A 13213-nucleotide genomic window follows, 5' to 3' on the forward strand; every position below is an offset into this window, starting at 1 on the left:
GTGGTTCTGCCTCGCACCACCGAGGAGGTAGCGGCGGCGATGAGAATTTGCCACAATCTGCGGGTTCCGGTTATCCCGCGCGGTGCGGAGACATCGTTGGCAGGCGGCGCACTTCCGACGGCCGATAGCGTGGTGCGGGATGTTCGCGAGATTGATACCGCAAACCGATTCATCAGGGTTCAGACCGGCGTCACGAACCTTTCCGTCAGCGCAGAGCTGGAAGTGGAAGGGTTTTTCTATGCACCGAACCCGCGAAACGATACGCGCCTGTGGGGGCGCCATAACGGAGCTTTGGACATGGCAAATCGAATCGAAGTCGGCGGGTTGCAGGTCGATCGCGGGCTCTACGATTTCGTCAACAAGCGCGCGATGCCGGGCACCGGCATCAAGCTCGCAGAGTTCTGGGCCGGCTTCGCCAAGATCGTTCGCGACCTCGCTCCGAAGAACCGGGCGCTGCTCGAAAAGCGCGACGAGATTCAGGAGAAGATCGACGCCTGGCATCGCGAAAATGGCGCGCCGTCCGACATGGCGGCCTACAAGGCTTTCCTCAAGGAGATCGGCTACCTGCTGGACGAAGGTCCGGATTTCAAGGTCACCACCGAAAACGTCGATCCGGAGATCGCCACCGTCGCCGGTCCGCAACTCGTCGTGCCGGTGATGAATGCCCGTTATGCGCTGAATGCCGCCAACGCGCGCTGGGGTTCGCTCTATGATGCACTCTACGGCACCGATGCCATTCCCGAGACCGACGGCGCCGAAAAGGGCAATGGCTACAATCCCAAGCGCGGCGAGAAAGTCATCGCGTGGGCGCGAGCATTCTTAGATGACAGCGTGCCGTTGAAGACAGACAGCTGGTCAAACATGACCAGTTCTCAAATTAAAGATGGTCAGTTTCGACTGATGACGGGCTCCTCGGAGGGTGGGTTGCGCGATCCCTCACAATTCGCGGGGTACCTAGGTGACGTCGACAATCCGTCTTCGTTGCTCTTATCGAGAAACGGCCTTCACATCGAAATCATCCTTGATGATCAACACGTCATCGGAAGCCAAGACGAGGCTGGAATTTCAGACGTTATTCTGGAATCGGCCATTACCACCATCCAGGACTGCGAGGACTCGGTCGCCGCGGTCGACGCCGAGGATAAGGTCGCCGTCTACCGCAACTGGCTCGGCCTGATGAAGGGCGATTTAGAGGAAGAGGTCTCGAAGAGCGGCAAGACGTTCACGCGCAAGCTCAATCCTGACCGCGACTATACGGCACCCGACGGAAGCAAACTGACTCTGCCCGGCCGCTCGCTGATGCTGGTGCGCAATGTCGGCCACCTGATGACCAACCCGGCGATCCTCGACCGCGACGGCAATGAGGTTCCGGAAGGCATCATGGACGCGATGATCACCAGCCTGATCGCGCTGCACGATGTCGGCCCTAATGGCCGCCGCGCCAATTCGCGGACAGGCTCGGTCTATATCGTCAAGCCGAAGATGCACGGGCCGGAGGAGGTGTCGTTCGCTGTCGAGCTTTTCGGCCGCGTCGAACAGGCGCTCGGCATGCAGCCCAACACGCTGAAGATGGGCATCATGGATGAGGAACGCCGCACCACGGTCAACCTCAAGGAATGCATCCGTGCAGCCCGCGAACGCGTCGTCTTCATCAACACCGGCTTCCTCGACCGCACCGGCGACGAGATCCACACCTCGATGGAAGCCGGCCCGATGATCCGCAAGGGCGACATGAAGCAGGCGGCGTGGATTTCCGCCTATGAAGCGTGGAATGTCGACACCGGCCTGGAGTGCGGGCTTGCCGGTCATGCCCAGATCGGCAAGGGCATGTGGGCGATGCCCGACCTGATGGCGGCGATGCTGGTTGAGAAGATCGCTCACCCGAAGGCCGGCGCCAACACCGCCTGGGTGCCGTCGCCGACAGCCGCGACGCTGCATGCGACGCACTACCACAAGGTCGATGTGCACGCCGTGCAGGAAGGTTTCAAAAACCGCCCGAAGGCCAAGCTCGACGACATCCTGTCGATCCCCGTCGCCCTGCGGCCGAACTGGACGCCCGAAGAGATCCAGAAGGAACTCGACAACAACGCCCAGGGCATCCTGGGTTATGTCGTGCGCTGGATCGACCAGGGTGTCGGCTGCTCGAAAGTGCCGGACATCAACGATGTCGGCCTGATGGAGGATCGCGCCACGCTGCGCATCTCCTCGCAGCACATCGCCAATTGGCTGCATCATGGCGTTTGTACGCGCGATCAGGTGATGGAGACGATGAAGCGCATGGCGGCGGTCGTCGACCGGCAGAACGAGGGCGACCCGCTTTATCGGCCGATGGCCCCGGATTTCGAGAATTCGATCGCCTTCCAGGCCGCGTGTGATCTGGTGCTGCAGGGCCGCGCCCAGCCGAACGGCTATACCGAGCCGGTTCTGCACGCCCGCCGGTTGGAGCTGAAGGCCAGTGGGGCAGGCGAGAACGTTCTCGGAACGGGATAAAACAATGAATACCATCACGTTGAATGTCGCCAATCGCATCATCGAATCCGCGCTGGATCGGGGGCGGGAGCTCAACCTGAAGCCGCTCTCGGTCGCGGTGCTCGATGCAGGCGGCCACCTCATCGCATTCCAGAAGCAGGATGGTTCTTCCATGCTCCGCTTCGAGATCGCCTTTGGCAAAGCCTATGGCGCGCTGGCGGTCGGCTCGGGCTCCCGCTGGCTGAACGCGGCCGCCGCCGAGCGTGTTCATTTTGTCCAAGCCCTGTCCGGCGTTTCCGGCGGGAAGATCGTGCCGGTTCCCGGTGGTGTCCTGATACGCGGGGAAGCGGGCGAAACCCTCGGTGCTGTCGGAATCTCCGGCGATACATCGGACAACGACGAAATCTGCGCGGCGCACGCTGTCGAACAGGTAGGCCTGGCCGCGGACAAGGGCTAACCCCATTTCCAAGCAAAAGCGTGAAACGGCTTTTGCGTGCGGAATGTGCTTGGAAGCGGGTTTTGCCGATGAACTTTGCGGCAGGCTGGCCTCAAGTCGGTGAGCGGGCTGCACCTTCGCTCTACTCTTCGCAGGTGAGGAGAGAGACGCATGTTCACCCTCACTATAGACACCGCCGACATGTCATCGACATCGGCAAGGCCCCGCAGAACATGGTCATGGCAATGATCGACGCGGCGCTGGTCCCGGCGGGTATCCGCACGACCGAACTTTGACCCCTACTTCGAAGATAGATGGAGTTAATGATGCAGGCTTCGGGTGCTTTCTGGAACCGTTCGCCAGCGCCGGTCTACTTCACCGGTTCATAGAGCGCATCCAGATTTTGGCTGAAGCGCGCTTGACGAGAGCAAAGTAGTTGTCGCATGAATGGCAATGACACGTTCCTGATCGTGGACCTGTTCGGCACCGGTTAGCTGGTCATGGCGAGCACGACGCCGATCCCGGACAACGGCCAAGCCTGACGCACCGAAGCCCTTACGCTCCAACGATTTCGCTGATCTGCACGATGGGTGCGATGTCCGTATAGTTGGCGACGTCCGCGACGATCTCCGCGCGGTGTGGGCCGAACGCCTCCCGGAATGTCCCCAGGCTCGGTGAGTAGATGTGGCACGCTGCGACGAACTCCGGCGCGCTTCCAGGTTCGCGGCCCGTTAGGCCCTTCTCGATCTCGTAGCGCAGGCAGGCATCGCCCATTCGTTCTCTGATCAGTGGCAGGTGGCTGGCACAGTAGTAATCGTGGTCGAACTTCGAGCCGCCATGGGCCGGATAGTAGACGCTCATCTTGATCATGGTCGGGCTCCTACCTGAACGCCTCTCCGAGCGTTCCGGGGGCATTTATAGGTCACCGACCCATGAATTGCATCTAGATTTTAGCTGAAATGAGTTTGACGAGAGCAAGGTAGTTTCGACCTGCGTCTCGAGGGTGCGGTGGCGATAGAGGAAGGCCCTGAACGGCGGACGGCGTTTACGGCTAGGCCATCGGCTTGGTGTTGGCCGGGCGCCGCGCTTGGCCATCTCTACGCGCAAGGCATGCCGTGGGGAGTTTAATGAACGGGTGGCTTAACCATCGGGCATATGGCAGCTTCAGCGCGGAGCCGGATTAACCAATTTGGTAGACCGGCTAGGGTTTCACTGGTACTTTGGGTTCGAGTTGCCAAGCAACGCGTATGATTTATGACCCTTCCGTATCGGGATGGACCTGGTTGGGATGGACTGACGGCTGGAAAAAAGACCGAAAAATGCTTGAGAAGACGGAAAGCGATAGGATTGCCGGTGTCCCGAACGTTGTAGGGAAAATACTCTCATTCATTGATGAGCGTCGCTATGAGCCGAACGAACGATTGCCGTCGGAACGTGACTTTGCCGACAGGTTCAATGTCAGTCGCGGGGCGGTTCGCGAGGCTTTGGCCGCTCTCGAGTCGATGCGTGTGATTGAGCGAAGGCCTAACTCTGGGATCTATCTTAGAAATTCTGAGGAAAGTAGCATCGAGGCCCTCGTTCTTCGTGCGTCTTCTGGCCTGCCGTTTCAGCCTGAAGAGACTAAGGACGTGTTTGAAGTGCGAAGTATTCTGGAGCTGCAGGGCGTACGGATTTCCTGCGATAGAAGGCGGGATCAGGACGTAGATCGGCTGAGGGAAATCCTCTACAAAACGAAGCTTGCAATTGATAGCAAAAAGACAATTGAGGCTGAGGATGAAGCGTTCCATCTTGGAATCGTCGCTTCAACACAGAATAGAGTACTGCTTCGCACGGTGAAATTATTTTATGAATTCTCAAAACAGCGTCGCATAATATACTTTTCAGATTACTCACGGGGCACGCAAGCTTACGACGATCATTGTGAGATACTTGAAGCCATTGAGGCTCGTCGAACCGATTTGGCAGTGGGAATGATGGACCGACACTTGTCCCGAGCCCTGGCCACATGGCAGACTCTCCACGCGGCGCCGGAACAAACTACCAAATAGTGCAATCGACCCCAAGGTGCCGAAGCGTAATGAACCGAGGGACGATACCTCGATGCCGACCAGACCGACTGACTCAGTGCGCCTTCGAGCGCGTGAATCTGATTAGGCGATCGGCTGCGAAAATGCGCCGGCCAGTGACCCTAGGTACTGGAACATTCAAGAGTTTGATACAGCTGCTCTTTGTGAGATTCGCAGGGTCACAATCGTGCCTTCTGAGATCCCTAGGACAACACTCATCTTCGCAATGAAATCAGCACGACAAATCCTGCTCGACGCGGGGTCACTGGCCGGCGCATTTTCACACTCGGAGATCTCCCCCGGCGCGCCAGAGACCAGAGTGACGACCCCCGGCGGTCACGCCGGCATCGACGAAGGCGCCAAGGAGCTCGGCAGGCGCCGCCGGCGGCGGTGCCGGCGCCTTCGATGATCGAGCAGCCGGCGGCGAGCGCCGCGGAGAGCTTGCGCACTGTTTGATTGACGGGAAGTTCCAGGGCGTGAACGCGGCCACCGGACCGACCGGCAGCTTTGAGCGTCATCTGCATGGCTCTTCGCGCGCGCGCCGGAATCACCTGGCCGCAAGTGCGGCGCGCCTCCTCAGCGAACCAATCGATGATGTCGGCGCCGCCATCACTTCGCCCTTGGCCTCTGCCAAAGGTTTGCCTTGCTCGCGCGTCAGGAGCCAGGCGATGCGATCTCCGCGCTCTCGCAGCAAGCCGGCGGCCTTGCACATCAGCTTAGACCGATCAAACGCCGAGGTTGAGCTTCAGAGTTTGAAGCCGCGATCGGCGGCGGCCAGCGCGGCGTCGAGATCCGGCGCGCGGTATGTGCAACCGAGCCGATCGTCTCCTCGGTCGCCGGATCAATAACCGGAATAGTCCGGCATTCGCGACCCTCACGCCATTCGCCATCAATAAAGAGCTTCGTATCGGGATATACCAGCGCCGCATTGGGCATCTTTGATTGCTTTCGTTGTAAGGATGCCCGCGCCGCCGAAGCAGACACGGGCTGTCCTGGGGGACAAACTTGAAAGGCGACTAGAATCCCCGTCCGCGTCTGGTGGAGCGATTGTCACGTGCGTGTCTTGCGTTCCCTTATCTGTTTTGACGGCCTGCAGAACCGGGTGCGCCGGTGACGATGCTGCTCGACAGCCTTGTGCCTCACGCTGCTCGTTCGCGAAGTTGATAGATCGCGATGTGCTGGCAGTGGGCGATCAACTTCCGGCCGTTCGCAACAACAACGGCATCTACTTCCACGAAACGGTTGCCCTTCTTTTCGTAGTTCGCGGTAACGCGTGCCCGCGCGACCAACTCTTCATCGCAAGCAGCTGTGGACAGCATCTGCATGCGGCTGCCGAGATGAATCCACGGCCCCAGTAAAGCGTTCTCCATCAAGACCCGGTTCATAACCCGCTGCACCATACCGGGATGCACCAACCCTTCGCGAGCATAGATTGGATCGGTTTCGCGTACTTCCGCCCGATAGTCCGCTCCAGATTGGCCCGGCCAGGAGCGCGGCGCCGTTCCGAGCCATTTGCCGACCTGGTAAGACCTGAGATCGACCGGCCCCCGCACCGCAACCGGCGCAGTCTCGGGATAATCGCCAACGGAGATCGGGGGTGGCGCGTCCGGCAGCGAGGCACTGCCGGCAGCTCGAACGTCGCTGCCGTTGAGCGCAATCGCTAGGCCTTCGTCTGAAGGCTCGGACGTAACCACCACGGTTTCGCCATCGTAAACCGGCTTCGCGAAGCGCACCTCCATCAGGCCGCGCTCGAGGAAGGCTCGTCCCCACTTCGCCACCGGAACGTGGACCATATACGCAAAGACATCGACGCCTGGCACCAGGCCGCCGCTGAAGCCATATTTTTGCGCCACCGCATCATCGTGCATCCTGTTTTCGGAGTGCGTGGCGCTGTTGAACGCCTGGACGCGATAGGGCGGCTCAGCCATTTGACTTCCTAGGGTTCGGACCCATAAAAGTGTTGGCGTCTTTCTTGGTATGTGATTCACGGCTCCTGAAAGGGAGACGTGATGAATCGCGACCAATTTTGGCTGACGGAAGAGCAGTTTCGCCGCATTGAACCTCATCTGCCGACCGACACGCGCGGCAAGGAGCGGGTCGACGACCGTCGCGTGATCAGCGGCATCGTTCATGTGCTGAAGTCTGGCGGGCGCTGGGTCGATGCGCCGCCGGACTACGGGCCGCGCAAGACGCTCTACAACCGGTATGTCCGCTGGGCGGCGAAAGGGGTGTGGAACGATCTCTTTCACGCGCTCGCCAGCGCCGGCGGCCCGCACGAGCAGGTGCTGATCGACTCTTCCGCCGTGAAGGCGCATCGCTCGGCTTCGGGTGGTAAAGGGGGGAACAAAATCAGGCCATCGGTCGCTCGCGCGGCGGCCGCACGACCAAAATCCATGCCCTGACCGACCGCTATTGCCGCCCCATCGCCTTCATGCTCACCGGCGGCCAGGTCGCTGACTGCACGGCGGGAGGCGAGCTTCTGAAACGTCTGCCGGACACCCGCATCCTGCACGCCGACAAGGGCTACGATTCAGATGCGATCCGCCGCCAGGTCGAGGCCAGCGGCACGATGCCGAACATTCCGCCAAAGGCCAACCGGCGCTGGAAGAACTGCTTCTCCCCCGCGCTCTACCGCGACCGCAATGCCATCGAACGCATGTTCTGCCGGCTCAAGGATTTCCGCAGGGTCGCCACACGATACGACCGCCTTGCGATCAACTTCCTCGCCGCAGTCTGTATCGCCGCCACCGTCAGCTATTGGTTATGAGTCCGGACCCTAACATAGCATTGCTGACGGACATCAATACGGCGCTAAAAGCGTCTGATTGCCGGATGATCCCGGATGAGATCGAGAGTCGTTTTTGATCCATTGCTTCATGTCGGTCCCAAACTGCTTCAGGCAAATTTCCGGCAATTTGATGGCACCATCAGTCTCGCCCAGCAGCGAATAGGTGCAAGCGACATTGTAGCGGACAAGGTTGTCATCGAGGTGGCGCGGCCTTCACCTTTATCAGTTTCGCATACACGTTGTGAAATCGCGCCGAACAGTAACCCCAAGCACCAGCATGCTCAAGTGTCTGATTCAGCTGCTCTTTCCCAGATTTTCGAAGGGTTGCGATTTGCGCCTTCTTAGATCCTTGGACAATTCTAATTTTCGCAATGAAATCAGGTCGATAAATCCTGCTCGACGCGGGGTTACTGTTCGGTGCGATTTCACACTCAATCACCACGACCGAGCATTCGATGCCAAAGCGGGCAGCCGAAATCCTCGAATTCCGTAAGGTCGCTCAGCAGTCCTGGCGATCACACCGACATCTACTGTTCGCTTTCAGTTTCTGACAATCGAGCAGGCCATCCTGTCGTGTCCGTTCGACACGGGCATTGCCCTCGTGCCGCTGCATCCGCCCGACAAAGCGGCATGCTTCGGTGCTGATTCAAACGCAGTCTGTAATGCTATTTTAACCATAATCAGCGAGATTGGGATTCGCGCCAGGTAACGAGTACGCAAATCAGGCAACACGGCGGGCGGCATCCCGCTCCTGGCCGCCCGCGCGTTGCCCCTGAATCGATGCTTTATGAAAACTTCTTCGAATCCGTGGGATACCGACAGCGCCCATATCGAGGCGCTGATCAAGGTCGTCGAAAAAGACGGGCTGTCCCACAGTATGGCGATGGGAGAATTGCTGAGGGCGCTGCACAGTCTCTCCCAGACCCTCAGCGATCACCAAACCGCTCCAAAGCGAACTGCCCCGCCAGACGACGCATCGGCATAGACCGGCCTTGTTCGCACGAGCAAATTCGCTTTCGTGCTGGTCGTCAGGAAGACACGGGACAGCATCAGAATCTTCCTGGAAGCCCGCCGACCAGGTCAAGCAGCAGGGTTTCGTGACATCCTGTTCTCGCCGCGACGCTATGCCGGCGGCACCAAGTTGGTGCTATTTCCGGCCAGCCTGCTTGACGGCAACGCCATGTAGGTTCACCGGTCATCGCCTGTCGCACGATCAGTCGTCATGGTCATGAGTTCTCATCGGCGGGCGCAGGAAAACCAGGATGATCCGTTCATCACATCGCGTCGTCGACGAGACCGACGCTCGGCTGCTCGTCCTCGCCATCATCTTCACCGCCCGCAATCCCCATCGGAATATCCCCTGCCAGCAGCTTCTCCTTCGACAGCAACCCGGCGTCTTCGAGCGCCTCGAAATCCGGCAGGTCGCGCAGCGTGTCGAGGCCGAACTCCAACAGGAATTCTTTGGTCGTCACGTAGGTGTAGGGCGCGCCGGGCGTCGGGCTGCGCGGGCCGGACGCAATCAGCTTCGCGCCGCGCAGATGACCAATAAAATCACGACTGATCTCCTTGCCGAAGAAAGACGACAACTCGGCGCGGGTGATCGGCTGGAAATACGCCACGCACATCAGCACCAGCACCTCGGATTGCGTGAGATCCATCGCCTTCTCACTGCCGCCCATAGCGGCGCGGATGGCGTCGGCATAGGTCGGCCGGGTCAAATGTTTCCAGCCGCCGGCGACGGCGACCAGGTCGTAAGGCCGCCCGCGCAGCTCCTCGCGAATGTCGTCGATCAAGAGATCGAGGTTGCAATCCGCGCCAACCACCCGCGCGAGGACACTACGTGTCACCGGCTCGCTGGCGGCAAAAATGGTTGCCTCAACGCGCTGCATCCATTCGCGCCAGCGCGCCTCCGGCGGCAGGTGATCCAGCTCCCGGTCAAGCAACGGTCGTTGCCCATCCCCATTGTCTCGCCGAGTTTTGGTCGAACGAGCCGCCATCGTCACAGTCCGTAGGTGCGGAAGGTCGGGCGACCGGACAGCTCACGCACGGCACCCAGGACAAGAAGCCGGTCGAACAGGCGGCGTAGCCCCCGGTCACTCATCTTTTTGTCCATTTTTTTGTCCCCGCGCGAGGCCATGAGCGCGTCTTCGTTCAACAACCGGTCGACGATCGCGTCCGCTCCCTTGGCCCTGAGTTTCGGCGCGACGGCCAGCAGTTTTTCGGCACGGCGGCCGAGCTCAGCAAAAAGATCGATGGCGCGCAGCGCCGCCCGCGCCTGTGCCGCCAGCAGTTTTTTGGCACGCTCCGGCTCTGTCTCAGGGCCCGCTGCCGCCATACCGGTCGCCGCCCGACGTGAATGCCCGGCACGCATGCCAAAAAAAGCAGCTTCGGTGCCCAGCAGCGGTATTGCATGCGGCCACGCCAGCCGCTGCGCCAGCAGACCGTCGGCGAGCCAGGCGCCGAAAGCCGGCCCAAAACCATAGCGTTCGGCGGCCACAAAAGCACCGGTCAGCATCCCGACCGTCTCTGCCCCGCCGCCGATCTGACCGAGTTCCCCCACCAGAGCGCTGACCACCTCTTCATCCGGGGCGTAGCCGAGTTCTTCCAACACCGCGCCGATGCTCCGCTCGGTCAGCAGTTTCTCGGCAGGCGTGTCGACCAACCGGCGCCAGGCGAGCAGCAAAAGCCCGGCCGGGCCAACGGACAAAAAATCGCCGGGGCGTGTCAGCAGCACGGCGTCGCGCAATGCCAAAGAATCCTCGACGCGGCCGGCCTGTCGTGCCGTCACCGCGGCCGCGACAAGCGCCAGGCGCTGCCGCCAGACCCCGGCCCACCGTTCCTGCCGGCGGACTACCGCATCGAGGGCGCCGATAGCAGCACCGGCAGCAAGCGCGACCTCCTCAACTTCCTTTCCCGCAACGCTTTGCGCATCCGGGATTGCCCGGCGCAGCCAGGCCGGGACCAGGGCCCACGGAGCGACGGCCACCGCGTCAAGAAGCTTGCCGGGGTGGCGCGAGAGGAGTTTGGGCCGCAGAATCATCGAAAAGCAGGATGAATCACGGCGGCGCTTTTGACAACGATAATATGCCTAAAGCGCCCTGCCTGTCGGCAAACAATAATGAATGATAATCTTGCATTATCGCTCGTTTTGTGAGACCCCTTAAAAAATGGCCTTGTGGCTCGCTTTTCACCGGCGGACAGTCTCCTTTAGGCGTCAGATCGACGAGAATTCGCGTTCATTGAGCGGACCGGGTTTGCGCTTAATCCCCGGACAGCGGCAGCGGGCAGCCTCTCTCGTCGAGCAGAATGCCGATATCGACGTCAATCGGGCTTGCGGACGAAATCTCGTGCATCCTTGTACGGCCGGATGAATCGAAATTCGTGAGACTACGCCCCGCAGCACGCAGTCTCAGCATTTCTGAATCGCCTGCTCGTCGCTCGATAGTTTGGGCGACAACCATGCCCCGGGTGACGCCGGATTCCCGGCAAGCGCAGCATCGATCAGCCGAGCCCGGACACGCTCTCGCTTTCGCGGGGGCAGCTCTTCCGCTGCGGTCCAGTTCGGATCAGCCAGAATTTGACGTGCCAGGCGCTCGTACTCGGCCGCCGAGCGCTTCAGCAGCTGGACGTGCGGCCGTCGGCTTGGCCTTGAGAGGCGGATCGGTCGTGGCGCGGCCCGCCGGGCGAGATGAGCGGCGACAGGCGGCATTGCACCGTCCACGCGCGGATCGGTACCGAAAACGTCGTCCAGAGCCAGCAGCGTCAGGAAGCGCCAGCGCACCGGCAACTGGCCGAGCGGAGTTTTGGCGCCGACGGCATGCCTGGCTTCATAGGGACAGCGCCAGCCGGCTTCGTTGAACCACAGCGCCAGCACCGGCCGCGCTGCTGCCGGATGGTCGAGCGGCGCCCAGAGCACTGAGAGCGCCTTCTCGAGCCTGTCGCCCTCGGGATTTTCACCGTTGACGCTTGCCGTGATCCGCTGCTGGGTGGCCAGCGCCGTCGCCAGGAGGGCGGGATCCTGTGGCTGACCGCCCTCCCTCCCCTATCGGTGAGAAGCCGCGCGCAATGGCTGCAGACAGGCCGCGCGCTTCCGTCGTGCAGGTGGAAAGCCACGGAAAGACGCCAGTGGCACGATACGCAGTGATCGTGCAGCAACTCGCCATGAGTTGGGCAGATACAGCGTTCGGCGAGCATCCAGCCGGCTCGAAGATGCGCGTCGTGGCCCGCAGCGCGATCGGCAGCGAAGCAAGCGAGACAGACTGGGATAGACCCGGACATCGCCGACGGCGTCCATTCCGGTCCCCTGCTTACGTACCAGGCTCGAGCGCGTCGCGGGTAGCGCCAGCTCAGGGACAGGCGATGCAACCGATCGGGGTCGACACTGCAGATCTGTGCCCAAACCCTCGTCTGCCCGGCCGCCGGAGCCCCGTCGTCTATCGGCAGGGGTGACGACAGGCCACTGAAATAGCCGGCTAGTTGCTGCGCCGTAAGGCCGTAGCGGCATGCCACCCGCGCCATCCAGGAGGACAGCAATTCGTCGCGAAAGGGCCGCGGCGCCACGGGCAGACGATCCGGCTCCATCACCCGGCCGCCGGCTGCGGCATCCGCCGGCGTGCCGATTGCGTCATCGACACAAGCGGAAGGACAAGATCATCGCCGAAGCTCATCAGGTCGAGCCGTTCCTTCCCCGACCGGATCGCCTCCTCGGCTGCCGTCTCGATCAGCTGGAAAATCCTGAACGTGACGCCGCTGGTGAGCGTGTGGATCCTTTCACGAACCGCGTCCGTTTCGAGATCGGACGGAGCGCGCAGCGGCAGGATGCCAGCGAGGCTTTTCAAGAGCCGCGCAAAGGCGTGATCGTTCTTCCAGAGCTTGAGATGAAACGCCTCGAAGCGCTCGGCAAGCTGCGCGTCGGTGAGCAAGGCCTGGCGCGCCAGGTCGGTACCGGCGCAGACAAGCGGCACTCTGAGGTCGTTTGCGAGAAACCGCAGCGCATTCAGGAAAATCCGTTGCTGCCGATAGGTCCCCGCCAGCATGCCGTTGACCTCGTCGAGCACGATCATTCTGGCGCCGACGGTGCGCAGCAGCGAGCGGCAGATGTCTTTCTCCCGGGCAAGCGCGCCGCCGACGAGCGCTGGAGCCTGCAGGCTGGCCAGCAGTTCCCGATAGAGGTCGCGCTCGACCGGCTCCGAGGGTACTTGGGCCACGACGACCGGCCTGTTGGTCACGCCCGTCGACTGACACAATGTGGGCGGATGCGCCCGCTCGAATTTGCGGACGATCTTGGTCTTGCCCATGCCGGTGTCGCCATAGATCAGCAGGCAGGGCATACGGTCACGTGGGGGATAGGCAAGCAACGCGTTCAGGCGGACAAGTGCGGCTTGCGCCTGGTCGAAGCCGATCCAGCGGTCGGCCTTGATCCAGGCAATGCGCTCTTCGTCGGGCAAAGCGGCA

At 61.2% G+C, this 13213-nt stretch carries 12 protein-coding genes and 3 pseudogenes; 6 read left to right on the top strand and 9 right to left on the bottom strand.

Annotated features, from left to right (window positions below):
- The 3 genes and pseudogenes from ACSF9G_RS22605 to ACSF9G_RS22615 all read left to right on the top strand — a co-directional run.
- Nucleotides 1-243, top strand: a pseudogene (locus ACSF9G_RS22605) (FAD-binding oxidoreductase); the annotation flags it as partial.
- Between the two features lie 54 nt (nt 244-297).
- On the top strand, nt 298-2490 hold the full coding sequence (locus tag ACSF9G_RS22610) for a malate synthase G (protein ID WP_093037335.1): 2193 nt from the start codon (nt 298-300) through the stop codon (nt 2488-2490).
- A 4-nt stretch (nt 2491-2494) separates the two neighbouring features.
- Nucleotides 2495-2926 (top strand): GlcG/HbpS family heme-binding protein, encoded by a 432-nt coding sequence (locus ACSF9G_RS22615; RefSeq protein WP_093037026.1) that lies wholly within the window; start codon nt 2495-2497, stop codon nt 2924-2926.
- 534 nt (nt 2927-3460) lie between these two features.
- Here ACSF9G_RS22615 and ACSF9G_RS22620 read toward each other — a convergent pair.
- Nucleotides 3461-3775 carry an EthD family reductase gene (locus ACSF9G_RS22620; RefSeq protein WP_093037020.1) on the bottom strand — a complete coding sequence of 105 codons (315 nt, stop codon included), beginning with the start codon at nt 3773-3775 and terminating at the stop codon, nt 3461-3463.
- A 413-nt stretch (nt 3776-4188) separates the two neighbouring features.
- Here ACSF9G_RS22620 and ACSF9G_RS22625 point away from each other — a divergent pair, with 413 nt between their 5' ends.
- Complete coding sequence (locus ACSF9G_RS22625) at nt 4189-4953, top strand: FadR/GntR family transcriptional regulator (protein ID WP_371822012.1); 765 nt, start codon at nt 4189-4191, stop codon at nt 4951-4953.
- A 233-nt stretch (nt 4954-5186) separates the two neighbouring features.
- Here the strand turns inward: ACSF9G_RS22625 and ACSF9G_RS22630 are convergent.
- The 3 genes and pseudogenes from ACSF9G_RS22630 to ACSF9G_RS22640 all read right to left on the bottom strand — a co-directional run bounded on the left by ACSF9G_RS22630 (nt 5187) and on the right by ACSF9G_RS22640 (nt 6899).
- Nucleotides 5187-5683: pseudogene (locus ACSF9G_RS22630) on the bottom strand (aldehyde dehydrogenase family protein).
- Nucleotides 5683-5955, bottom strand: a complete 273-nt coding sequence (locus tag ACSF9G_RS22635) for a hypothetical protein (RefSeq protein ID WP_245414195.1) — start codon at nt 5953-5955, stop codon at nt 5683-5685. The pseudogene ACSF9G_RS22630 and the gene ACSF9G_RS22635 overlap by 1 nt, the downstream one beginning before the upstream one ends.
- A gap of 155 nt (nt 5956-6110) precedes the next feature.
- A complete protein-coding gene (locus tag ACSF9G_RS22640) occupies nt 6111-6899 on the bottom strand; it encodes a MaoC family dehydratase (protein WP_093037332.1) in 789 nt (262 codons plus the stop codon).
- Between the two features lie 81 nt (nt 6900-6980).
- Here ACSF9G_RS22640 and ACSF9G_RS22645 point away from each other — a divergent pair.
- Nucleotides 6981-7738, top strand: a protein-coding gene (locus ACSF9G_RS22645) for an IS5 family transposase (protein ID WP_436644417.1) whose coding sequence is annotated in 2 segments (ribosomal slippage) — nt 6981-7320 and nt 7320-7738 — 759 coding nt in all. Because the reading frame shifts where the segments join, the coding sequence is not laid out codon by codon here.
- Between the two features lie 75 nt (nt 7739-7813).
- On the top strand, nt 7814-8104 hold the full coding sequence (locus tag ACSF9G_RS22650) for a hypothetical protein (RefSeq protein WP_139274564.1): 291 nt from the start codon (nt 7814-7816) through the stop codon (nt 8102-8104).
- A gap of 929 nt (nt 8105-9033) precedes the next feature.
- Here the strand turns inward: ACSF9G_RS22650 and scpB are convergent.
- The 5 genes and pseudogenes from scpB to ACSF9G_RS22675 all read right to left on the bottom strand — a co-directional run bounded on the left by scpB (nt 9034) and on the right by ACSF9G_RS22675 (nt 13206).
- Nucleotides 9034-9756, bottom strand: a complete 723-nt coding sequence (gene scpB, locus ACSF9G_RS22655) for an SMC-Scp complex subunit ScpB (RefSeq protein WP_093037012.1) — start codon at nt 9754-9756, stop codon at nt 9034-9036.
- Between the two features lie 2 nt (nt 9757-9758).
- Entirely contained in the window at nt 9759-10799 is a 1041-nt protein-coding gene (locus tag ACSF9G_RS22660) for a DUF1403 family protein (protein WP_154386543.1), read from the bottom strand.
- 369 nt (nt 10800-11168) lie between these two features.
- Complete coding sequence (locus ACSF9G_RS22665; RefSeq protein ID WP_246670852.1) at nt 11169-11675, bottom strand: hypothetical protein; 507 nt, start codon at nt 11673-11675, stop codon at nt 11169-11171.
- Between the two features lie 245 nt (nt 11676-11920).
- Nucleotides 11921-12340 (bottom strand): annotated as a pseudogene (locus tag ACSF9G_RS22670) (TniQ family protein); the annotation flags it as partial.
- Entirely contained in the window at nt 12340-13206 is an 867-nt protein-coding gene (locus tag ACSF9G_RS22675; protein ID WP_246670856.1) for a TniB family NTP-binding protein, read from the bottom strand. The gene ACSF9G_RS22675 and the pseudogene ACSF9G_RS22670, both read right to left, overlap by 1 nt.
- Between the last annotated feature and the right edge of the window lie 7 nt (nt 13207-13213).

Origin of the sequence: Microbaculum mangrovi, from assembly GCF_051390635.1 — a bacterium.
Lineage (GTDB): Bacteria > Pseudomonadota > Alphaproteobacteria > Rhizobiales > Tepidamorphaceae > Microbaculum.